General features: G+C 58.4%; 20 protein-coding genes. 14 read left to right on the plus strand and 6 right to left on the minus strand.

The genetic code is table 11. From position 1 onward, the window contains the following. Positions 1–32 precede the first annotated feature (32 nt). Together AKJ29_RS07255 and AKJ29_RS07260 are read right to left on the minus strand one after the other, a co-directional pair. A complete protein-coding gene (locus AKJ29_RS07255; protein WP_055190454.1) occupies positions 33–317 on the minus strand; it encodes a DUF2842 domain-containing protein in 285 nt (94 codons plus the stop codon). Between the two features lie 76 nt (positions 318–393). After that, positions 394–1,689: an adenylosuccinate synthase gene (locus tag AKJ29_RS07260; RefSeq protein ID WP_055189453.1), complete on the minus strand. Its 1,296-nt coding sequence runs from the start codon at positions 1,687–1,689 to the stop codon at positions 394–396. Positions 1,690–2,041: 352 nt separating this feature from the next. Here AKJ29_RS07260 and secG point away from each other — a divergent pair, with 352 nt between their 5' ends. The 12 genes from secG to AKJ29_RS07320 all read left to right on the plus strand — a co-directional run bounded on the left by secG (position 2,042) and on the right by AKJ29_RS07320 (position 13,301). Further along, positions 2,042–2,407, plus strand: coding sequence for a preprotein translocase subunit SecG (secG, locus tag AKJ29_RS07265; protein WP_055189455.1), 366 nt, complete (start codon positions 2,042–2,044; stop codon positions 2,405–2,407). Between the two features lie 207 nt (positions 2,408–2,614). Beyond that, the gene (locus AKJ29_RS07270) at positions 2,615–4,258 is read left to right on the plus strand and encodes a CTP synthase (protein WP_055189457.1); all 1,644 of its coding nucleotides are present in this window, start codon (positions 2,615–2,617) and stop codon (positions 4,256–4,258) included. A gap of 279 nt (positions 4,259–4,537) precedes the next feature. Next, the gene (locus AKJ29_RS07275) at positions 4,538–4,972 is read left to right on the plus strand and encodes a tellurite resistance TerB family protein (RefSeq protein WP_055189459.1); all 435 of its coding nucleotides are present in this window, start codon (positions 4,538–4,540) and stop codon (positions 4,970–4,972) included. A 104-nt stretch (positions 4,973–5,076) separates the two neighbouring features. Further along, on the plus strand, positions 5,077–5,370 hold the full coding sequence (locus AKJ29_RS07280; protein WP_055190456.1) for a DUF1330 domain-containing protein: 294 nt from the start codon (positions 5,077–5,079) through the stop codon (positions 5,368–5,370). 174 nt (positions 5,371–5,544) lie between these two features. Continuing rightward, positions 5,545–5,982 (plus strand): tellurite resistance TerB family protein, encoded by a 438-nt coding sequence (locus tag AKJ29_RS07285; protein WP_055189461.1) that lies wholly within the window; start codon positions 5,545–5,547, stop codon positions 5,980–5,982. A gap of 236 nt (positions 5,983–6,218) precedes the next feature. Then, positions 6,219–6,977: an ABC transporter ATP-binding protein gene (locus AKJ29_RS07290; RefSeq protein WP_235477338.1), complete on the plus strand. Its 759-nt coding sequence runs from the start codon at positions 6,219–6,221 to the stop codon at positions 6,975–6,977. A gap of 79 nt (positions 6,978–7,056) precedes the next feature. After that, entirely contained in the window at positions 7,057–7,767 is a 711-nt protein-coding gene (locus AKJ29_RS07295) for a transporter substrate-binding domain-containing protein (protein WP_055189463.1), read from the plus strand. Between the two features lie 123 nt (positions 7,768–7,890). Continuing rightward, complete coding sequence (locus AKJ29_RS07300; protein WP_055190460.1) at positions 7,891–8,775, plus strand: ABC transporter permease; 885 nt, start codon at positions 7,891–7,893, stop codon at positions 8,773–8,775. Beyond that, positions 8,772–9,578, plus strand: coding sequence for an ABC transporter permease (locus AKJ29_RS07305; RefSeq protein ID WP_055189465.1), 807 nt, complete (start codon positions 8,772–8,774; stop codon positions 9,576–9,578). The genes AKJ29_RS07300 and AKJ29_RS07305 overlap by 4 nt, the downstream gene beginning before the upstream one ends. 278 nt (positions 9,579–9,856) lie before the next feature. Further along, entirely contained in the window at positions 9,857–10,537 is a 681-nt protein-coding gene (locus tag AKJ29_RS07310; RefSeq protein WP_055189467.1) for a type 1 glutamine amidotransferase, read from the plus strand. Then, a complete protein-coding gene (locus AKJ29_RS07315; protein ID WP_055190462.1) occupies positions 10,537–11,916 on the plus strand; it encodes a glutamine synthetase family protein in 1,380 nt (459 codons plus the stop codon). Before AKJ29_RS07310 ends, AKJ29_RS07315 begins: the two co-directional genes overlap by 1 nt. Positions 11,917–12,083: 167 nt before the next feature. After that, positions 12,084–13,301 carry a DegT/DnrJ/EryC1/StrS family aminotransferase gene (locus AKJ29_RS07320; protein ID WP_055189469.1) on the plus strand — a complete coding sequence of 406 codons (1,218 nt, stop codon included), beginning with the start codon at positions 12,084–12,086 and terminating at the stop codon, positions 13,299–13,301. Between the two features lie 199 nt (positions 13,302–13,500). Here the strand turns inward: AKJ29_RS07320 and AKJ29_RS07325 are convergent, their stop codons facing one another. Both AKJ29_RS07325 and AKJ29_RS07330 read right to left on the minus strand, forming a co-directional pair. Beyond that, entirely contained in the window at positions 13,501–14,463 is a 963-nt protein-coding gene (locus tag AKJ29_RS07325) for a LysR family transcriptional regulator (protein WP_055189471.1), read from the minus strand. Between the two features lie 64 nt (positions 14,464–14,527). Then, positions 14,528–16,597 carry a ComEC/Rec2 family competence protein gene (locus AKJ29_RS07330; protein ID WP_235477339.1) on the minus strand — a complete coding sequence of 690 codons (2,070 nt, stop codon included), beginning with the start codon at positions 16,595–16,597 and terminating at the stop codon, positions 14,528–14,530. 89 nt (positions 16,598–16,686) lie between these two features. Between AKJ29_RS07330 and gltX the strand changes: the two genes are divergently transcribed. Both gltX and gltA read left to right on the plus strand, forming a co-directional pair. Continuing rightward, the gene (gene gltX, locus AKJ29_RS07335) at positions 16,687–18,090 is read left to right on the plus strand and encodes a glutamate--tRNA ligase (protein WP_055189473.1); all 1,404 of its coding nucleotides are present in this window, start codon (positions 16,687–16,689) and stop codon (positions 18,088–18,090) included. Positions 18,091–18,148: 58 nt separating this feature from the next. Next, positions 18,149–19,444: a citrate synthase gene (gene gltA / locus AKJ29_RS07340; protein WP_055189474.1), complete on the plus strand. Its 1,296-nt coding sequence runs from the start codon at positions 18,149–18,151 to the stop codon at positions 19,442–19,444. A gap of 77 nt (positions 19,445–19,521) precedes the next feature. Here the strand turns inward: gltA and AKJ29_RS07345 are convergent, their stop codons facing one another. Both AKJ29_RS07345 and AKJ29_RS07350 read right to left on the minus strand, forming a co-directional pair. Further along, positions 19,522–20,376: a hypothetical protein gene (locus AKJ29_RS07345; protein ID WP_055189476.1), complete on the minus strand. Its 855-nt coding sequence runs from the start codon at positions 20,374–20,376 to the stop codon at positions 19,522–19,524. Between the two features lie 239 nt (positions 20,377–20,615). Beyond that, a complete protein-coding gene (locus AKJ29_RS07350; RefSeq protein ID WP_055189477.1) occupies positions 20,616–21,392 on the minus strand; it encodes an enoyl-CoA hydratase-related protein in 777 nt (258 codons plus the stop codon). Positions 21,393–21,427 lie beyond the last annotated feature (35 nt).

A 21,427-nucleotide genomic window follows, 5' to 3' on the forward strand; every position in this document is an offset into this window, starting at 1 on the left:
GGGGCCTTTTTTGTGGTGAGATTACAGCAGCCTCAACCGTTCCGTTTGTCTTCGTCTTTCAGTGCATATTTCCCTGCCGGGTCGTGCGGATAATTGGCAGGATCTTCGTCCGGATCAGCCTTTCCCACCCCAAGGAACACTTTCTTGAACGGCAGCATCCAGAGGAAACCAAGACCGACATAGATGATCAGCTCCAGCCAGATCGGCGGGCGATTGAACAGCGACACAACCCAGATCGCCATGATGATATAGGCGGGCAAACCCAGCACAAGGATGAGCAGGGACAGTCGCTTGCGGGTTTTGTAACTCAGGGCCATCAGCGTTTCCTTCGGTTGAAAAAGGCGGGCAACGGTTTCCCGCACCCGCCTTCAATTCACGGCTTCGACCGGCGGATCAATCCGCAAACGGATCGGTCACCAGGATCGTATCATCCCGTTCCGGGCTGGTCGACAAAAGCGCCACCGGGCAGTCGATCAGCTCTTCCACGCGTTTGACGTATTTGATCGCGTTGGCGGGCAGGTCATTCCAGCTGCGCGCCCCTTCGGTCGATTCGCTCCAACCCGGCATCTCTTCATAGATCGGGGTGCAGCGGGCCTGTTGATCGGCGGCGGTGGGCAGGTAATCCAGACGCTCACCGTCCAGGTCATAACCCACGCAGATTTTCAGCGTTTCGAACCCGTCCAGAACGTCAAGCTTGGTCAACGAGATGCCGGACACACCGGAGGTGGCGCAGGTCTGGCGCACCAGGGCCGCATCAAACCAGCCGCAACGGCGCTTGCGACCGGTGGTGGTGCCAAACTCGTGGCCACGCTCGCCCAGGCGCTGTCCGTCCGCATCATCCAGCTCGGTCGGGAACGGGCCTTCGCCCACGCGGGTGGTGTAGGCCTTCACGATCCCCAGCACATAGTCAATCGAACCGGGACCAATGCCCACACCGGTTGCGGCCTGACCGGCAATCACGTTGGACGAGGTCACGAACGGATAGGTGCCGAAGTCGATGTCCAGAAGCGCGCCTTGTGCGCCTTCGAAAAGGATCCGTTTGCCGGATTTGCGCTTTTCATTAAGCACCTTCCAGACGGGAGCTGCAAAATTCAGAATTTTCGGTGCAACTTCCTTGAGTTGCGCGATCAGGGCGTCCCGGTCGATCGGTTCAACACCCAGACCTTTGCGCAGCGGATCATGGTGCTGCAGGGCGCGGTCCACACGGGCCTCAAGCGTGGCGTCATCGGCCAGGTCAGCCACACGGATCGCACGACGCCCGACCTTGTCTTCATAACACGGACCAATGCCGCGACCGGTGGTGCCGATCTTGGTGCCTTTGGACGCGGCCTCTTCGCGGGCGCGATCCAATTCACCGTGGAAGGGCAGGATCAGCGGGGTGTTTTCCGCGATCATCAGCGTCTCGGGCGAGATATCCACGCCCTGTGCCGTTACCGTTTCAATTTCTTTCAGAAGGTTCCAGGGATCCAGCACAACACCGTTGCCGATCACGCTGAGCTTACCCCCGCGCACAACGCCAGAGGGCAGCGCATGCAGCTTGTAAACCTTGCCGTCGATCACAAGAGTGTGGCCCGCATTGTGCCCGCCCTGAAACCGGCAGATCACATCTGCGCGTTCGCTGAGCCAGTCAACGATTTTGCCTTTACCTTCGTCACCCCACTGGGCGCCTACGACGACAACATTTGCCATGGTCTGTTCCTATCTCAAAGAAAACCCGGCCCGTCATAGCGGCTGGCGCGCGCTGGGGAAACACCTAATTCGCCGCAGATGCAAAAAGGCGGGAGTAAGGCGCGATACCAGAATACTAGTTTTCTAGTTTTCTAGTTTTCTAGTTTTCTAGTTTTCTAGTTTTCTAGTTTTCTAGTTTTCTAGTTTTCGTCGAACGCCCCAGCTGCCCGCCCTGCAAGCAAAATTTCATATTCAGACGAAAACAGGGCTTTCCCCTCACGAAAACAGAACGCCCCGAAACGCGGGTTGCGCTGCAGCGCCCTTTCGCCTAAATACCCGCGAAGACCGTCGTAACCGAATATTGGACCCCCTTATGGAAAATGTCGTCCTCGTCATTCATCTGATTCTGGCACTGTCACTGATCGGTGTTGTGCTTCTTCAGCGTTCTGAGGGCGGTGGTCTTGGGATCGGTGGCGGTGGGGGCGGCCTGATGTCCGCCCGCGGAGCGGCAACAGCCCTTGCAAAAGTGACCTGGGGTCTGGCAATTGCCTTCCTGATCACCTCGATCTCCCTGACGGTCATCGCTGCGAAAAACGCAGCAGACAGCTCGGTCACAGATGCGCTTGGCCTGCCGACGTCAACGGAAGAGGCCCCGGCAACTCCGGCGCTTCCGGATGTGGAAAGCCTGCTGCCGCCGGTATCGACCGACGAAAGCCTGACGCCGCCACGCGCCGAGTAATTCACTACAGATTGTGAAAGGGCGGTTTTTCCGCCCTTTATCTTGCGGTTCGGTTGCGCGGGTGGCCGGAATCGTGTAAGTCTTAAATCCCGTGGAACGCGGATTCGCAGGGGCCCGTCACCGACAGGTTTTTGCGTATTCCAAAAGAATTGACCGGGCCTCTCAGCAAAGCGCAAGAGGCCCATTTTCACGGGGGCAGCCAAGCTTATGGCACGTTACATCTTCATCACCGGTGGTGTTGTTTCTTCTCTTGGCAAAGGGCTGACCTCGGCCGCTTTGGGGGCACTGTTGCAGGCCCGTGGCTATTCGGTTCGCCTGCGCAAACTGGACCCTTACCTGAATGTCGACCCTGGCACGATGAGCCCGTTTGAGCATGGCGAGGTGTTTGTGACCGACGATGGGGCCGAGACCGATCTTGATCTGGGCCATTACGAACGCTTCACCGGCGTGGCCGCGCGCAACACCGATTCTGTCTCATCCGGCCGGATCTACACCAATGTGCTGGAGAAAGAGCGGCGCGGGGACTATCTGGGCAAAACCATCCAGGTGATCCCGCATGTCACCAACGAAATCAAAGACTTCATTGCCATTGGTGATGACGAGGTTGATTTCATGCTGTGCGAAATCGGTGGCACGGTGGGCGATATCGAAGCCCTGCCCTTTTTCGAAGCAATCCGCCAGTTCAGCCAGGAACGCCCGCGTGGGCAATGTATCTTCATGCACCTGACCCTGCTGCCCTATCTGGCCGCCTCGGGAGAACTGAAAACCAAACCGACCCAGCACAGCGTGAAAGAGCTGCGCTCGATCGGTATCGCCCCTGACGTGCTGGTCTGCCGCTCGGAACACCCGATCCCGGACAAGGAACGCGCCAAGATCGGCCTGTTCTGTAACGTGCGCCAGGAAGCCGTGATCCCCGCCTATGACCTGAAATCCATCTACGAAGCGCCGATGGCCTATCACAAGGTTGGCCTCGATCAGGCCGTTCTGGACGCCTTCCAGATCGCGCCAGCCCCGAAACCGGACCTGCGCCGCTGGGAAGATGTGGAAGACCGCATTCACAATGCCGAGGGCGAGGTGAAAGTGGCCGTTGTGGGCAAATATACCCAACTCGAAGATGCCTATAAGTCGATCAAAGAGGCGCTGACCCACGGCGGCATGGCCAACCGCACCAAGGTGAAACTGGAATGGGTCGATGCCGAGCTTTTCGACAAGGGCGACCCTGCCCCGCATCTGGAAGGGTTCCACGCAATCCTCGTGCCCGGCGGGTTTGGCGAACGCGGCACCGAAGGCAAGATCAAGGCAGCGCAGTTTGCCCGGGAACGCAAGATCCCCTATCTGGGCATCTGTCTGGGCATGCAGATGGCCGTGGTCGAGGCCGCGCGCAACGTGGCCGGCATCGCTGATGCAGGATCGGAAGAGTTTGACCACGAGGCGGGGCAGACCCGCTTCACCCCCGTCATCTACCACCTGAAGGAATGGGTGCAGGGCAATTACAAGGTCAAGCGCAAGCTAGGCGACGATAAGGGCGGCACCATGCGCCTTGGGGCCTATTCCGCCACGCTGAGCGAAGGATCAAACGTCGCGCGCATCTACGGCGCAACCGAACTGGAAGAGCGCCACCGCCATCGCTACGAGGTGGATGCGCAATACCGGGATCAGCTTGAAGCCTGCGGGCTGCAATTTTCGGGCATGTCACCCGATGGCCGCCTGCCCGAAATCGTTGAGTGGAAAGATCATCCCTGGTTTATCGGTGTGCAGTTCCACCCGGAACTGAAATCGAAACCCTTCGATCCCGCCCCCTTGTTCGCCGATTTCATCCGCGCGGCAAAAGAGGTGGAACGTCTGGTCTGACCCTGCCAACCCTGACATCAAAGGCGCGTCGCACAGCTGCGGCGCGCTTTTTTGTTGCCCTGTTGTCGGCGCATGCCTCCTTCGCGAAAACATTCTGGAGGAATGCCGGGGCACATGTAGATCCAGAAACGCCACAGCTGAGATGCCTCTTGCCGCGTTTCGGTTTTGCCCTGTGTCAGGTTGAAACCGAAACGCTTTATTGTGATCCAACAATATGTAGAAACGCTTTAGATTAAAATCGAAACGCTTTAGGCTCGCCGCAACACAGGAGAGGATCCCATGCTGTCCGAATTCTTTCAGAAGTTCCGAAAAACCCCGCAAGAGGCCCCCCCTCTGCCCGAACTGGATGGGCGGATTGCCATGGGGGTTCTTTTGGTGCGGCTTGCCAAGGCCGATCAGAACTACGCTGTGGAAGAAATCGCCATGATCGACAGGCTGTTTTCCCGATATGGAAACCTCAACCCCGTCGAGGCGGCCAAAGCCCGCGCCACCTGCGAAAAACTCGAGGCCGAAGCCCCGGACACCTCCGAACTGACCGCGCTGGTGCGCGAAGGCGTTTCCTCTGAAACCCGCCTTCAGATGCTTTCCGCCCTCTGGGGGGTCTCTCGTGCCGACGGGATCGTGCGCGATGAGGAAAGCTGTTTTGTCACCCGTGTCGCCCGCGAGCTTGGGCTGACCCGCGACGATATCACCAATGCGAACGGGGCGCCCTGACACATCACAGCGGGTTGCCACGCCTGGTGGGCCGCGACCAAAAAAGCTCGGCACCTTGCCGTCCGCCCCCCCTTTTCCCAAGTCGACAACAGATGGATGTGAATATGCCCAAAGGATATTGGATTGGCCGGATCGACGTCTCGAACCTCGAAGAATACAAGAAATACGTTGCGGCCAACGGCCCCGCCTTCGCCGCGTTCGACGCGCGCTTTCTGGTCAGGGGCGGCACGTTTGAAACCGTCGAAGGATCGGCCCGTTCCCGCAATGTTGTGATCAAGTTTCCAAGCTATCAGGCCGCAAAAGACTGCTATGCCAGCGCCGCCTACCAACAGGCCAAATCCCTGCGCGACCCCGTCAGCAGCGGCGATCTGATCATCATCGAAGGATATGGGGGCTGAGCCGCCGCGCTCTTCCTCTTGCCACAAATATCCCGGGGTGAGCGCGCAGCGCGAGGGGCAGCGCCCCTTTCTCACCACATGGGAGCACAGGGGATACACCCGATCCCCTGCCCACCCCAAAACCCTTTGTGATCCACCTTTTCAGCGCGCCCTTGCCCCCCTATAACTGATCCCATGATTGCTTCATTGTTCGACCGGCTGTTTGCCCCCGCCCCCTCGCCCCTCAATCAGGACGACGCCCAGCTTGCCCTGTCCGCGCTGCTGGTGCGGCTGGCGCGGTCCGACGGGGATTATGCGGCGACGGAAATCGCCGCGATAGATGCGGCTCTCACCGATCGCTACGGTCTGTCTCCGGACGCAGCCGCAGCCCTGAGGCATCAGGCCGAAACCTTCGAAACCCAGGCCCCTGACACTGTCCGCTTTACCCGGGCGATCAAGGATGCGGTGGGGCTTGAAGACCGTGTTGCGGTGATCGAAGCCGCCTGGTCGGTGGTCCTCGCGGATGGAACTCGCGCCGAGGAAGAGGACGCCCTGATGAGGATGGTGGCGCATCTTCTGGGGGTCAATGACCGCGATTCGAACCTGGCTCGGATCCGGGCCCAGAAGGGATAGTCCGGCCGGGCGCGGCACCCGCCAGACGTGTGTCGCTCCGGTCCCCGGCACACCTCACTGACAAATCGTCGGAATTACCGCCCTTTAGCCAAAGCTTACCCAACGCCACCGCCTTTTCGCCGTTGCATTTGTGCAAGATTTGCGCCCTACTCGCGGGTCAATGAACAAGGCAACTCCGGATCCATTCTGTGACCCCAGACACGATATCTGACCCTGCACACACTGCTGACACGCCCGTGATCGAAATCCGCGACCTGCATAAAAGCTATGGCGCATTGGAAGTTCTGAAAGGGGTCGATCTTGTCGCCCCGCGTGGCCATGTGGTGTCGCTGATCGGCTCTTCCGGCTCCGGCAAATCCACTCTTCTGCGCTGCGCCAACCTGCTTGAGGAAAGCCAGCAGGGAGAGATCAGGTTCGAAGGCGAGCCGATTGCCTGGCGTGGGCACGGGCTGGATCGCCACCCGGCAGACCGCAAACAGGTCACCCGGATCCGCACCAACCTGTCGATGGTGTTCCAGCAGTTCAACCTCTGGTCCCACATGACCATTCTGCAAAACGTGATGGAGGCACCAATCACGGTGATGGGCCGTGACAAGGCAGAGGTAGAGGAGAAGGCGCGTTACTATCTTGACAAGGTCGGCATTGGCGACAAATGCGACATGTGGCCCTCGCAGCTGTCGGGCGGCCAGCAGCAACGCGCGGCGATTGCGCGCGGGCTGTGCATGGAACCGCGCGCCCTGCTGTTTGATGAACCGACCTCGGCGCTTGATCCCGAGCTGGAACAAGAGGTGATCAAGGTGATCAAGGATCTGGCCGCCGAGGGGCGCACCATGGTCATCGTGACCCATGACATGCGCATGGCCGCCGACATCTCGGACCACGTCGTGTTCCTGCATCAGGGTCTGGTCGAAGAGGAAGGCGCCCCCGCAGAATTGTTTGGCAATCCGAAAAGTGACCGCCTGAAACAATTCCTGTCCCATTCGCAACCGGCCTGAAGCTAAGGTCGCGACATTCGACATTGATTTTCAGCGGGTTATCCGCAGACTAACAACAGAATAACCAAGGGAGAACAATATGAAGAAACTGATCCTGACCACGGCCGCCCTGGCTGTGAGCGCAGGGTTCGCTATGGCGGACACTGTGCGCATGGGCACCGAAGGCGCCTATGCTCCGTGGAACTTCGTCAATGACAATGGCGAGATTGACGGGTTCGAGCGCGAGCTGGGCGACGAGCTTTGCAAACGCGCCGAGCTGGAATGCACCTGGGTGAAAAACGACTGGGACAGCATCATTCCGAACCTCGTGTCGGGCAACTATGACACCATCATCGCGGGCATGTCGATCACCGACGAACGCGACGAAGTGATCGACTTCACCCAGGCCTATACGCCGCCCGATCCTTCGGCCTATGCCGCCATGTCGGCAGATGTGGACCCGGCCAACGCCGTGGTTGCCGCACAGGCCACCACCATTCAGGCCGGCTTTGTGGCCGCTCAGGGCTGGACCCTGATCGAGTTTGCGACCCCGGAAGAAACCGTAGCCGCGGTGAAAAACGGCGAAGCTGACGCCGTTCTGGCAGACAAGTCGTTCCTTGACAGCATGATCAGCCAAGAGGGGCTGGTGATGCTGGAGCGGACGGAAGCCATCGGTGACGGTGTGGGCATGGGATTTCGTGAATCGGATCCTGAACTGCGCGCCAAATTCGACGCCGCTATCCAGTCGATGAAAGACGATGGCACGCTGAACACCTTGATCGCAAAATGGGAAGTCTCGTCACAGTGGTGATCTGACTTTCTGATGTTCGGGGCCTGCCGGATTGGCGGGCCCCCTTTCAAACCTGGCCGCCTGACGGGCTTGCACTCCCACCCGATGCAGACCGCTCATGGCCCCCGCCCTTCGGATCCTGCGATGTTTTCCTACTGCACCGACCCCTCGACGCTTGAAGGCTTTCAGTGGCTTTCGTGCTACCTGACCACGGGCAAGCACATGTCTTTCTACCTGTCTTTCGGGACGGTTCTGGTGTTGTTGGCAATCACCGCGCCGGTGGCCCTTGGGTTTGGCTTTCTGGGGGCCATGGCCTCGCGCGCACGCTTTGCGCCGTTTCGCTGGATCGGCAAAGCCTATACCTCGATCGTGCGTGGTGTGCCGGATATTGCGTTCTTCCTGTTCTTTGTGATTGCGCTGGATCAGGCGTTTGAATGGATGCGCCACAAGGTGAAATGCCCCGACTGGACCGATCCGATCCGGCAGGGCAATGATTTCGTGGTCTGTGCGCAGGCGAAGCTGCCGCTGTCGACCAGTGCGCAATGGATGCATGAGACCTATGGGTTTTTCCTGGCTGTGCTGACCTTCTCCATCGTGTTCGGCGCTTTTGCGGCCAATGTGATCTTTGGTGCGATGAAGGCGGTGCCGCGGGCGCAGATGGAAACCGCCGAGGCCTATGGCATGTCCCATCGGCAGGCGTTCTGGCGGATCATGGTGCCGCAGATGTGGGTTTACGCCCTGCCCGGCCTCAGTAACCTGTGGATGATCCTGATCAAGGCCACGCCCCTTCTGTTCCTTCTGGGGGTCGAAGACGCGGTGTATTGGGCCAAGGAACTGGGCGCGACCAAAACGGCCAAGTTCTCGGACTACCCGCATTCCAACTGGCATATGTATTATTATTTTGGACTGCTGGTGTTTTACCTGGCCTTTACCAGCCTGTCGGAGCGCGTCTTCAAAAAGATCTCGGCCCGCCTGTCCAAAGGTCAGGCCACCGCAGCCGGGGAAGCACAAAGAAAGGCCGCGGCATGAGCTGTCTTCAAACCATTCAGGACTACGCGCTCCGCTCGATCGGGTATGGAGAACGACTGCTGCCGCGCACGGATTTCACCCTGTGTGACCAGTTTACCCTGATTGGCTCTGGGATGATCTGGAATATCTATTACGGCGTCGTGGCGATCTTCTTTGGCTTTTTCTTTGCCGTGCTTCTGGCGATGGGCAAGAACAGCCGTCATGCGCTCGCCCGAAAACCGGCAGAGTTTTTCATCTATGTGTTCCGCGGCTCTCCGCTGTTCATCCAGTTTTTCTTTGCCTATGCGGTGTTTTTGTCGCTGAAACAGGCCTATCCTGTGTTTCAGCCGCTGACCGCCGCCTGGCTTGGGGCGACGGTTGTGCTCTTTTGCAATACCTCCGCCTATTCTGCCGAGATCTTTTATGGCGCGCTTCGGTCCATCCCCAAAGGGGATCTGGAAGCGGCGGATGCCTACGGGATCATGGGGCTCACCCGGTTCCGGCGGATCACCTTTCCAACCATGCTACGGCTGGCCTGGCCATCTTATACAAACGAGGCGATCTTTCTGTTTCATGCCACGGCCCTGGTGTCCTTTTCCAGTTTTCCGGTGCGCGGCCAGCAGGGGGATGCGCTCTATTACGCCAGCTATTTTGCGGACAAGACCTTCAACCCGTTTGTCCCATACCCGATCCTTGCGATGTATTTCATCCTGCTTACGCTGGTGGTGATAACGATTTTTGGCCTGGCCAACCGGCATCTGAACCGGCACCTGCCGCAGGAACGGCGCGCACCTGCCAGGGGCCGCTTGAACCTGTTTCGGTAGGATAATGTGGCTGTAAAGGACCTTTCGTGTCCGACTCAGCCAGCCGTCTCAAGGCTCGCTTGGCGGGGGGCGCTTGACGGGGAAAGGGGCGCTGCCCCTCACCTCTTCGAGGCTCACCCCGGGATATTTGTGACAAGAAAATAAGCCGTGAAAACAGGCGTTCCTGCCTGTACTATCCTTTATGAGCGCCGATCCTGACATCCCTTCTTCAAAGTGGCTTGCCGGGCCGCATCTGCTCGTCTAGGTTAGGAGCGAAATTTGATCAAATTTGGTGTCACATGAAGATCGGTATCCTGCAAGCGGGCCATTCGCCCGACGAAGTTCGAGACAGTGTCGGCAATTACGGCGAAATGTTTACCCGGCTCCTCGATGGGCATGGGTTTGAGTTCGAGATTTTTTCGGTGGTGGATGGAGAGTTCCCTCCGGGCATCGACGCTGCGGATGGCTGGCTGATTACCGGATCCAAACATGGCGCTTATGAGGACCATGACTGGATCGGACCGCTGGAAGAGCTGATCCGCGACATTCGTGCGGCAGGACAGCCCCTGGTCGGCGTCTGCTTTGGGCATCAGATCATCGCGCAGGCCTTGGGCGGCAAGGTTGAGAAGTTTGCTGGTGGCTGGTCCGTTGGCCGGACGGAATATGATTTCGGCGATGAGGTGCTTGCGCTTAATGCCTGGCATCAGGATCAGGTGACCGAATTGCCCGAAGGCGCCGAGGTGATCGCATCAACCGATTTTTGTGCCAATGCCGCGGTGATCTACGGAGACAGGATCCTAACAATCCAACCACATCCGGAATTCACCGCAGATCTGATTGCCGGGCTGATTGAACATCGGGGGCGCGGCAAGGTGCCGGATGCGCTGCTGGATGAGGCAGAGCAGCAGCTTTCGACATCCACCGACAATGCCCGTTTTGCGGAACGCATGGCGCAGGTTCTGAAAAAAGGGGCAAAATGATGGGACAGTCCAACAAAACGACAACCGCCTGGATCGACACCCTGCCGGAAGCAGCGCAGGATTATCTGCACGGGAAACGTCTGGACGAAGTGGAATGTGTGATCTCTGATCTGCCGGGCATTGCCCGCGGCAAAGCGGTTCCGGCGGCAAAGTTTGGCCGGCAGGAGCATTTTCACCTGCCGGATAGCATCTTTTTCCAAACCATCACCGGAGATTGGGGGGAAGCTGCAGGGGACGAGGGGTTTATCGAACGCGACATGATCCTGAAGCCTGATATGTCCACCGCCACGGCCGCCCCCTGGACCGGAGACTGGACCCTGCAGGTGATCCATGACGCTTATGACCGCAATGGCGAGCCGGTGCCCTTCTCTCCTCGCAACGTCCTGAAACGGGTGGTTGAGTTATACCGTGCCAAAGGGTGGGAGCCGGTTGTGGCCCCGGAAATGGAGTTCTATCTCGTTGCCCGCAATCTGGACCCGGCTGAAGCGATCAAACCCATGATGGGCCGATCCGGACGTCCCGCTGCCGCACGGCAGGCCTATTCGATGACGGCCGTTGATGAATTTGGCCCGGTGATCGACGATATTTACGACTTTGCCGAAGCGCAGGGTTTCGAGATTGACGGGATCACGCAGGAAGGCGGCGCCGGTCAGCTGGAAATCAACCTGATCCACGGCGACCCGATCAAACTGGCCGACGAGGTGTTCTACTTCAAACGGCTGATCCGTGAAGCCGCGCTGCGCCACGATTGCTTTGCCACCTTCATGGCCAAACCGATTGAGGAAGAGCCGGGATCGGCCATGCATATCCATCATTCGGTTCTGGATTGTGAAACGGGCGAAAATATCTTTACCGGCCCGCAAGGCGGGGAGACGGATGCGTTTTTCCATTTTATCGCGGGTCTGCAGAACCACCTGCCCAGCGCCGTTGCCGTTCTTGCCCCTTACGTGAACTCCTATCGCCGTTATGTGAAGGACAACGCCGCCCCGATCAATCTGGAATGGGGACGTGACAATCGCACCACGGGCATTCGTGTGCCGATCGCGTCACCCAAGGCCCGACGGGTTGAAAACCGGATTGGCGGAATGGATTGCAACCCCTATCTCGGGATCGCCGCCTCACTTGCGGCCGGGTATCTTGGACTGGTCGAACAAAAACGCCCCAATGCCCAATACAGGGGGGACGCGTATGAAGGCGAAGGGGACATCCCCAACGGGCTGGGAAGCGCCCTGGATCTGTTTGATAACGCCACGGAAATGCAAAACATCCTTGGACCGGATTTTGCCCGTGTCTATTCCATCATCAAACGGACGGAATATGAAGAATTCCTGCAGGTTATCAGCCCGTGGGAGCGTGAACACCTTCTGCTGAACGTCTGATCTGAGCGATGATCACGCGCAGAAAGCCCGCTTTCCCTGGACGGAAGGCGGGTTTTTTATGGCCAGCCCCCGCAACCTGTTTTAGTATTTTGAAAGAGTAGTTTTGGGAAAGCTGAAAATCAAACCCGCTATCAGCCCCAATCGCCTTTGACAAAGCAGGAGATCCCATGTCGCTTGCCCCCAATGTCTATGACGCCGAACCCATCCCGGCTGCCGCACGCGCTGAAATTGATCGCCTGCTGCAATCGGGGGATCTGTTTCGCTATACCGCTGCCCAGGATGCGCCGGTTGCGCTTCTTGAAGAAGAATTCGCCGCAGAGATGGGGGCGAAATATGCGGTGGCGGTGGCGAGCTGCTCAGCCGCGCTGTTTCTTTCGCTCAAATCGCTCGACCTGCCACGCGACACCAAGGTGATCATTCCCGCCTTCACCTTCGCCGCTGTCCCCAGCTCCGTCATTCATGCGGATTGCGTGCCCGTGCTGGTCGAAGTTGGCGACAATTATCGCGTGGACCTGACTGATTTCGAGGCAAAGCTGCAAGACGATATCGGTGCGGTGATCATTAGCCACATGCGTGGGCATACGTCGGACATGGACGCCATCATGGCACTGTGCGATGCGCGCGGTGTCCCGGTGATTGAAGATGCGGCCCATTCTCTTGGCACGCTTTGGCATGACCGGAAAATTGGCACCATCGGCAAAATTGGCTGTTTTTCTTTCCAGAGCTATAAAATGCTGAATGCTGGCGAAGGGGGCATCCTGATTACGGACGATGCCAACCTCGCTGCCCGTGCCATCATCATGTCCGGCGCTTACGAGCATAACTGGAAAAAGCACAAAACGCCCCACGGAGACAACTCGCCTGAGCTTACAGATGCCTTTGCCCGTTGGCAAAACAGGCTGCCTCTCTACAATACCCGCCTGTCAAACCTGTCTGCGGCAGTCATCCGCCCCCAGATCCCCGAGCTTTCCAGACGGGTCACAGACGGATTGGCCAATCATGACTATGTCGCCGAACGCCTGAACCAAAGCCCCTGGCTGGCGGTCCCGCCCCCGCTCGAACCGGAAACCCGCGCCCCGGATTCGATCCAGTTTAACCTTGTTGGATTTTCCGATCAGGAAACGCTGAAATTTCAGGATGCGGCCAAGGCGCGCGGCGTATCCATTCAGGTGTTTGGGGCCAGTGAAGACAACGCGCGGGCGTTCTGGAACTGGCAGTTCATTCCGGATCCGGGCCCCTTGCCGCAAACCCGCAAAATGCTGATGCGCGCCTGTGACACGCGCCTGCCTGTTCGCCTGAAACAAAATGAGTTGGAATACATCGCACAGGCGCTGATCAAGGCCGCGGATGAGGTTGTGCAACACCGGCAACACTCCGCCGCCTGAGATGGGCCTGAAACAGCCCCCACGCTGACCGCACAGAAAACCAGAAAACTAGTTTTCTAGTTTTCTAGTTTTCTAGTTTTCTAGTTTTCTAGTTTTCTAGTTTTCTAGTTTTCTAGTTTTCTAGTTTTCTAGTTTTCTAGTTTTCTAGTTTTCTTTGAAATACGCCCCGGTCGGCCCCCGCCAAGCAGAAATCTTGCCCTCAAAGCAGCCGCAAGTCCTTTTGCAACCACGGCATTTCTGCCAGCGCAGGCTCCAGCACGGTTTGCGACAAAATGCTTTGTAGCGATTGTGCGATATCCAGCGGGAGTCCTCCCAGCACATCGCGCCGCGCCACTAAAGAGATCTGCCGCTTCAGCGCGCCAAAAGGCAGGGGCACCAACTCGACATCCTCACGAAATTGCTGCGCATGAAGATAGGCCAGCGGCGTGAGCACGCTCCACGCCCCGCCCTTTGCCACCATCGCCATGATCGCGTGATAGCTGTCCAGTTCAAACCGGCATTCCATGCGCAAATGGTGCCGTGCGATATAGTCGGAAATCTGCCGCCCCATGTAATGGCGCGCACTATATCGTACCAGGGGCAGATAAGAGAGCAGCGCTGCACTGTCCTTGCCACGCAGATACCCCCTTGGCACAACAGCCACAAAGGGATCCTGCAACATGGGGTGGATCTCCATCCAATGGGCCGCTGCACCAATGTCAGCGGCGACAATCACATCCAGCGCCCGTGCCTCCAACTGCTCATACAACCGATGCGACGCCCCGGTTTCCAGCAAAAACTGAGTTGTTCCAAGCTGTTGTGAAAGCTGTGTCAGCAATAGCGGTGTCACTTCCGCGTCAAGGTCCTCAATCACGCCAAGCCGTAGGCGCATCAAGCTGGCCAGTTCACTCTGGGCCAGTTCTGCACGAGCCTGCGCGGCTTCGTTCAAAATGGCCTGGGCCCTTTTCAGAAACAGCTCACCCGCCGGGGTCAGGGTCAACGGCCGGGCAGACCGATTGAAAAGCTCCGCCCCCAGCGACAGTTCCAGGTTGCTCAGTTGCTGGCTGACGGCAGAGGGGCTTGCCCCGAGGCGCCGCGCCGCTGCGGAAATTGCGCGCTCATCGGCAATGGCCACAAAGACTTCCACGCCCCAGAAGGTGATTTTGCCAACGGTTTCGACCATTTCCGCGCTCCTTGCCACATCGCCACAGGCTAGGGTCTTTGGGTCGGGCAATCAATATCCGCCGCTACCAGCGGGTCCACAACCGCTCCCCCTGCTGATCGCGCGCCGTAATCATGCGCCAGCCTGTCCCCTGAGGCCACAGCGCAAGGGAGCCGGTCTCGCGCAAATCGGTGGGGCTGATGATCCAGCAATCTGGCGACATCTTCGCCTCAGGGGGCTGGTTCATGACCACAATCCCCCCGGTGGCACAGGCCTCAACCAATCGTCCCGCCCCGCGTTTTCCACTGAGATGCACCATGGGCAGCCCGGCAAGAGCCAGTTCGGCATAGCCGTTGTCCCCCATAAAGGCCCCAAGCGCATAGGCCTCAACCTGCTCTGCGGGCGCACCATCGTTTTCCAGCCAGATCCGAGCCGCAAACCCCTCTCCCTTGGGTTTGGACAAAGCACGCCCCTGCTCGGTCATGACACCAACCAATCCACCTGTCTGGCTGATCAGGACCGGGGGTCTGTCGACACTGCTCCATAAAAACAGCCCACCCCCAAACACCAGCGCCCCCAGCAGCTTTTCCCACCGGGTCAGCAAAACCAGCAAAAGCCCTCCGAACGCCACCAAGGGCAAGACCGAAGACATCGGCTGCGGCACATAGCCAACCGCTCCATCCAGTGAGGAAACATAACCGGCAACGCCAATGATCCAGTTGATCGGTGGGCCCATCACCTTGATCGCCACCCAGCCCAGCCCAAACGGGCTGAGCAATGCCGCAAGCACCGCCGCGGGCATGACAATACTGCCCATCAGCGGCACGGACAGAAGATTGGCCAACAGGCCAAAATGGCTGACCTGATTGAAATGCGCCGCCGCAAACGGGGCTGTCGCGGCCGCTGCCACGGCAGAGGACAGCACCACCGCCACAACCGGCTGAAACCAGCGCGGCCCGAAAAACCGCCGATAAGGACCAAGCCAGCCGAACACCGCCACCAGTGCCGTGGTCGCGGCAAACGACATCTGGAAACCGGGTTCGGTCAGGGCTTCGGGATGCAGCAAAAGAACAATCACCGCCGCCATGGCCACGGCCCTCAGGCTCAGCGCGCGGCGGTCAAACAGGACGCCGACAAACATGGTGCTCACCATGATAAAGGCCCGTTCGGTCGACACGTTTCCCCCGGACAGAAGCAAATAGAATGCACCTGCCCCAATCGCCAGAACCGCCGCGATTTTCTTGGTCGGGCGTCGCAGGGCCAATCCGGGCAACAATGCCATCAGATAGCGCACAGCCTGATAGACAAACCCGGTGAGCAGCCCCATATGTAACCCGGAAATGGCCAGCAGATGCGCAAGGTTCGATCCACGCAACGCCTCCAATGTGGGACGGCTGATCGCAGAACGATCCCCCGTGATGATGGCGGCGGCAAATGCGCCCGCTTCGCCGGGCAGGATCCCCTGCACCCAGGCCGAAAGCGCCATGCGCAAGCGATTGATCTGCACCACACCCCAGCCGCCATCCGGCGGTTCAAGTTCCAGCACCGGGTTGCGGGTATAGCCAATTGCCCCGATCCCCCTGAACCACGCCATGCGCTGAAAATCGAACCCTCCGGGTTCAACCGGGCCGTTCGGGCCGGACAGATGGGCGGTCGCGGCCACACGCATCCCGATCTGCGGCGTGGTGAAACTGTCATCCCCATAAAGGGATATCCGCGCCTTTCGTGGCACCCGATCCGGGGACGTATCCGCCAGCCGGATCTGATCCAAGGTCAGCCGCACCGCTTCTTTTTGCGAGCGGTCCATGGCAATGATCCGCCCCTCAATCGGGCCGTAATAGCGAAAGTCGAGAACCGGCGCCGCCACGTAATGCGCCCTTGCCCCGGCCAGGAAAATCCCGGCGGCAATCAATGCCACGCCCCGAGACACAGGGCCAAGCCCCCAGGGCCAAAAACGGGTGATCAGGACAGAGAGGAGGAGGAGAACAACAAGTGCTCCGTAAACAAGAGGGCCCGGCTCTACCGGCAACAGGAAATAGATCCCGACCCCTGTTCCGAGGAAAATCGGCACCCAGTGCAGGAACCGTCCCCGTTCCCGTTCGACCCGGGTGAGGCCCGCCTGCATGACAGATAAGGGGCTGATCCTGGCCAGCACGCTTGTTCTTGGCCTCCCTTTTGCTTTAACACGCCCTTAACGCATCTACAGGCATACGCCTCACATGGTTTCCAAAAGGTTAACATCTCATGAACGCTGATCAGGTCGTCACCCGCTTCGCCCCCTCGCCCACCGGTTATCTGCATATCGGCGGTGCCCGCACGGCGCTGTTTAACTGGCTTTACGCCCGCGGCCGCGGAGGCAAGTTTCTGCTGCGCATCGAAGACACCGACCGGGCGCGCTCAACGCCCGAAGCGACAGATGCGATCCTGAGGGGCATGGAGTGGCTTGGGCTCGATCACGATGGAGAGGTGATCTCTCAGTTTGACCGCGCGGACCGTCATGCAGAAGTGGCGCATGAGATGCTGGCCAAGGGTTATGCCTATAAATGCTTCGCCACCCAGGACGAGATCCAGGCCTTCCGCGATCAGGCCAAGGCCGAGGGGAAATCCACCCTCTATCAATCGCCCTGGCGCGATGCGGATCCGGCCACCCACCCCGACGCCCCCTTCGTGGTGCGCCTGAAAGCCCCGCGTGAGGGCGTCACGGTGATCGAAGATGCGGTGCAGGGCAATGTCACGATCCGCAATGATCAGCTCGATGACATGATTTGTTTACGTTCCGATGGCACACCCACCTATATGCTGGCCGTTGTTGTGGACGATCATGATATGGGGGTGACCCATGCCATTCGGGGGGATGACCACCTGAACAACGCAGCCCGTCAGCAACTTGTCTATCATGCCATGGGTTGGGACATTCCGGTCTGGGCCCATATTCCACTGATCCATGGCCCCGACGGCAAGAAGCTGTCGAAACGCCATGGCGCGTTGGGGGTCGAGGAATATCAGGCGATGGGATATCCGGCTGAAGCGATGCGCAATTACCTGACCCGACTGGGCTGGTCGCATGGGGATGACGAGTTCTTCTCGGATGCGCAGGCGCTCGAATGGTTTGACCTGAAGGGAATCGGCAAATCTCCTGCCCGGTTCGATTTCAAGAAGCTCGACAACCTGTCCGGTCAGCATATGGCCGCAATGGAAGACGAGGCGATTTTAGCCGCATATGCAGCATTCCGTAGCGTCACAGGAGAAGTTGACCTGACAGCACTGCAAAGTGAACTTTTGTCAAAAGCGATGTATGTGCTGAAAACCAGCGCCAAAACCTTCCCTCAACTCACTGAAAAAGCTCATTTTGTTTTGGCATCTCGTCCATTGGATCGCGATGAGAAGGCCCAAAAGGCGCTGGACGATGTATCCCGTAGTATACTGAGAGAATTGACGCCGCAGCTGCAAAATGCTAGCTGGGATCGCAACACGCTTGAGGGGATCCTCAATGGCCTTGCCGAAGCCCATGGGCTGAAGTTCGGAAAGCTGGCCGCCCCACTGCGCGCTGCCCTCGCGGGACGTGCCGTAACCCCCAGCGTTTTTGACATGATGCTGGTGCTTGGGCCGGACGAAACCATTGCCCGACTAAACGACGCGAGCACATAATATACCAATACGACACCACCCGCCTGAACGGGCCGGGTCTTGCACGAAGGGAACTAGAATGGCTGAACAAACCGGAACCGCGAAACTCACATTTGGCGACAAGGAACTGGAATTGCCGATGTACTCGCCGACGGCAGGCCCGGATGTGATCGACATTCGCAAGCTCTATGCCCAGGGCGATGTCTTCACCTATGACCCGGGCTTCACCTCGACGGCAAGCTGCGATTCAACCATCACCTTCATTGATGGCGACAAGGGCGAGCTTCTGTATCGCGGCTATCCGATCGACCAGCTGGCGGAAAAATCGCATTACCTCGAAGTGTGCTACCTGCTGCTTTACGGTGAACTGCCTTCGGCCACCGAGCTTGAGGATTTCGAAAGCCGCGTGACCAACCACACGATGGTGCATGAGCAGATGATCAAGTTCTTCTCGGGCTTCCGTCGCGACGCACACCCGATGGCGATCATCACCGGCGTGATGGGGGCCATGTCAGCCTTCTATCATGACTCGCTTGACATCAATGACCCGTGGCAGCGCGAAGTTGCAGCGGTTCGCATGATCGCCAAGATCCCGACCATCACCGCGATGGCCTACAAATACTCGATCGGCCAACCGTTTGTGTATCCGCGCAACGATCTGGACTATGCCTCGAACTTCCTGCGCATGTGTTTCGCCGTGCCTGCCGAAGAATATGTGGTGAACCCGATCCTGAGCCGCGCCATGGACCGGATCTTTACCCTGCACGCAGATCACGAACAGAACGCCTCGACCTCGACCGTGCGTCTGGCCGGGTCGTCGGGTGCCAACCCGTTCGCCTGTATCGCCGCCGGGATCGCCTGTCTGTGGGGCCCTGCCCATGGTGGCGCCAATCAGGCCTGCCTGGAAATGCTGCGTGAAATCGGGTCGGTTGAGAACATCCCGGAATATGTGGCCCGCGCCAAGGACAAGAACGATCCGTTCCGCCTGATGGGCTTTGGTCACCGCGTCTACAAGAACTTCGACCCGCGTGCCAAGGTGATGAAGGAAAGCGCCGACGAAGTGCTGGGCCTTCTGGGCATCGAAGACAACGAAACCCTGAAAGTGGCCAAGGAACTGGAGCGCATCGCGCTGGAAGATCCGTATTTCGTTGACAAGAAACTCTACCCGAACGTGGATTTCTATTCCGGCATCATTCTGGAGGCCATGGGCTTCCCGACCTCGATGTTCACCCCGATCTTCGCGCTGTCGCGCACCGTGGGCTGGATTTCGCAATGGAAAGAGATGCTGGGTGATCCGGGCCAGAAGATCGGTCGTCCGCGTCAGCTCTATCTCGGTGCCACCGCCCGCGATTACACGGATGTAGAAACCCGCTGAAGCCCACCTGCTCCAACAAAAGGCCGCCCCAAGGGCGGCCTTTTTTACGTTTATTCGGCGCTGACACTCAGTGCAGATCAGTCCAGCGCTTCCGCCCAAGCCGCAGCCAGACCCGGCTTGTAGGTGGTCGTCAGAGGCGAGATTTTCGCACCCTCTGCCCCGAACGGAATACGCACCCCCAGATAGGCGCGATAGTCATTGCCATGGTCTTCTTCGTTGGCGGCGATATTCATGAGATCAATGCCGGCCTCACCGATCAAACGCGGCTGGAACGCATACGCGGCCTTGATACCGACTGACTTGTAATCACCCCAATCCTCCTCATCCTCGAACAGGTCAGAAGAGCGACCGTATTCCAAGTCAATCATTAGATTGAGCTTGTCAGTGATCGCCTGCGTCATGCCGAGGCGGACGAAGGTGCCCTCAAACCCGGTGTCACGGTCGTCTCCGGCCAATTCCGCCCTGCCCAGCTGTCCAAAGAAACCTGTGGTGCCGTTTGCCAGCTCGAACTGGCCCTCGATGCCATAGAGGTTTCCGCTTTCGGTACCATTTACAGAGCCGGCCTCTTCTCCCTGGAACCAGTTTCGCCCGGCGAAAACGCCGACATAGTTTTCACCCCACATATATCCCGCGTGCAGGCCCAGAGCACTTGCCCGACTGGGGGCGTAATCACTGAAGACCTTGCCATCCAGGTCGCGCCCAAAATGCGAAGCATCAATCATGAAGGCCCAGTTGCCCATCTCGGCGCGCAATTGACCGTCCAGCTTGAACAGGTCTTCCGAAGAATACTCATATTCTTCGTCCGAGTTTAGGAACGCAGACGTGCCAACACTGGCACCGATGCTGCCGGAGAAAGACAGTTCTGCCTGGGCAGGAAATGCCGCAGTGAATGCAAGACCTGAAGCCAGCAAACATTTGGAAAGATTTGTCATTTATAGTTTCCCCTCTAGGAAAGATTGATTCGCTCTGCGAGAGATAACCATTATTCTCCAGCCGCTACATGTAGCATTTGAGTTAACTATTATTGATTGCTGGAATCCTGTTACCTTGCCGCAACAATCCTGTTAGCTTGTTGTAACAACCCTGTTACCTTGCCGCATAAAGTCTCGATATCAGGTAAGATAAAGGCCGATCGACAAGCGAGCTTTCGATAAAACCCGCGCGGGGCCAGTCAACGCCCTTCATATTTCGGCCTGCGCTTTTCGAGGAAGGCCAGAACGCCTTCTTTGAAATCACGCGAGCGGCCACATTCGCCTTGCAGATGGGCCTCCAGCGCCAGTTGTTCGTCCAGAGAGTTGGTCAGCGACGCACGCATCGCCTTTTTGATATTGGCAAAACTCATGGTCGGACCATTGGCAAGATAGGCACCGCGCGCTTTCCAGGCCGCTTCAAAAGCGTCATCCGCCACGCATTCCCAGATCAGTCCCAGCTCGTCGGCCTCTTTCGCAGACAGTTTCTCAGCAAAAAGGGCCGCGCCCATTGCCTTGGCAAAGCCCATGGTGCGCGGCATCCAATAGGTGCCGCCCGCATCCGGGATCAAGCCGATGCGCGAAAACGCCTGCATGAAATAGGCGCTTTCCTTCGCGATCACCACGTCAGCGGCCAGCGCGATATTCGCCCCTGCCCCGGCAGCCGCGCCGTTGACCGCGCAGATCACCGGAATCGGCGCATTATAAATCGCATGCAACAGCGGTTCATATTCATCCTTCAGGGTGCGCTCCAGATCCACTGAATCCGCATTGGCGCGGTCCCCCAGATCCTGCCCCGAGCAGAAGGCGCGCCCTTCTCCCACGATCACCAGGGTGCGGGCGTTGTTCCCGGCATCCGTCACCGCATGGGCAATCTCGGCGCGCATCTGGGTATTGAGCGCATTCATCTTATCCGGCCGGTTCAGGGTCAGAACCGCCAGCCCGTCAGTGATTTCATAGGTGATCGTGTCGTATTTCATCGCATTCTCCCTGAGCTTGGCACATTTATAGCTGA

Source organism: Aliiroseovarius crassostreae (assembly GCF_001307765.1).
In the GTDB taxonomy this organism is placed as follows: Bacteria; Pseudomonadota; Alphaproteobacteria; order Rhodobacterales; family Rhodobacteraceae; genus Aliiroseovarius; species Aliiroseovarius crassostreae.

Coding starts and splice junctions, on each gene's coding strand:
- AKJ29_RS07255 (WP_055190454.1), bottom strand. CDS start 317: ATGGCCCTGAGTTACAAAACCCGCAAGCGACTGTCCCTGCTCATCCTT.
- AKJ29_RS07260 (WP_055189453.1), bottom strand. CDS start 1,689: ATGGCAAATGTTGTCGTCGTAGGCGCCCAGTGGGGTGACGAAGGTAAA.
- secG (WP_055189455.1), top strand. CDS start 2,042: ATGGAAAATGTCGTCCTCGTCATTCATCTGATTCTGGCACTGTCACTG.
- AKJ29_RS07270 (WP_055189457.1), top strand. CDS start 2,615: ATGGCACGTTACATCTTCATCACCGGTGGTGTTGTTTCTTCTCTTGGC.
- AKJ29_RS07275 (WP_055189459.1), top strand. CDS start 4,538: ATGCTGTCCGAATTCTTTCAGAAGTTCCGAAAAACCCCGCAAGAGGCC.
- AKJ29_RS07280 (WP_055190456.1), top strand. CDS start 5,077: ATGCCCAAAGGATATTGGATTGGCCGGATCGACGTCTCGAACCTCGAA.
- AKJ29_RS07285 (WP_055189461.1), top strand. CDS start 5,545: ATGATTGCTTCATTGTTCGACCGGCTGTTTGCCCCCGCCCCCTCGCCC.
- AKJ29_RS07295 (WP_055189463.1), top strand. CDS start 7,057: ATGAAGAAACTGATCCTGACCACGGCCGCCCTGGCTGTGAGCGCAGGG.
- AKJ29_RS07300 (WP_055190460.1), top strand. CDS start 7,891: ATGTTTTCCTACTGCACCGACCCCTCGACGCTTGAAGGCTTTCAGTGG.
- AKJ29_RS07305 (WP_055189465.1), top strand. CDS start 8,772: ATGAGCTGTCTTCAAACCATTCAGGACTACGCGCTCCGCTCGATCGGG.
- AKJ29_RS07310 (WP_055189467.1), top strand. CDS start 9,857: ATGAAGATCGGTATCCTGCAAGCGGGCCATTCGCCCGACGAAGTTCGA.
- AKJ29_RS07315 (WP_055190462.1), top strand. CDS start 10,537: ATGGGACAGTCCAACAAAACGACAACCGCCTGGATCGACACCCTGCCG.
- AKJ29_RS07320 (WP_055189469.1), top strand. CDS start 12,084: ATGTCGCTTGCCCCCAATGTCTATGACGCCGAACCCATCCCGGCTGCC.
- AKJ29_RS07325 (WP_055189471.1), bottom strand. CDS start 14,463: ATGGTCGAAACCGTTGGCAAAATCACCTTCTGGGGCGTGGAAGTCTTT.
- gltX (WP_055189473.1), top strand. CDS start 16,687: ATGAACGCTGATCAGGTCGTCACCCGCTTCGCCCCCTCGCCCACCGGT.
- gltA (WP_055189474.1), top strand. CDS start 18,149: ATGGCTGAACAAACCGGAACCGCGAAACTCACATTTGGCGACAAGGAA.
- AKJ29_RS07345 (WP_055189476.1), bottom strand. CDS start 20,376: ATGACAAATCTTTCCAAATGTTTGCTGGCTTCAGGTCTTGCATTCACT.
- AKJ29_RS07350 (WP_055189477.1), bottom strand. CDS start 21,392: ATGAAATACGACACGATCACCTATGAAATCACTGACGGGCTGGCGGTT.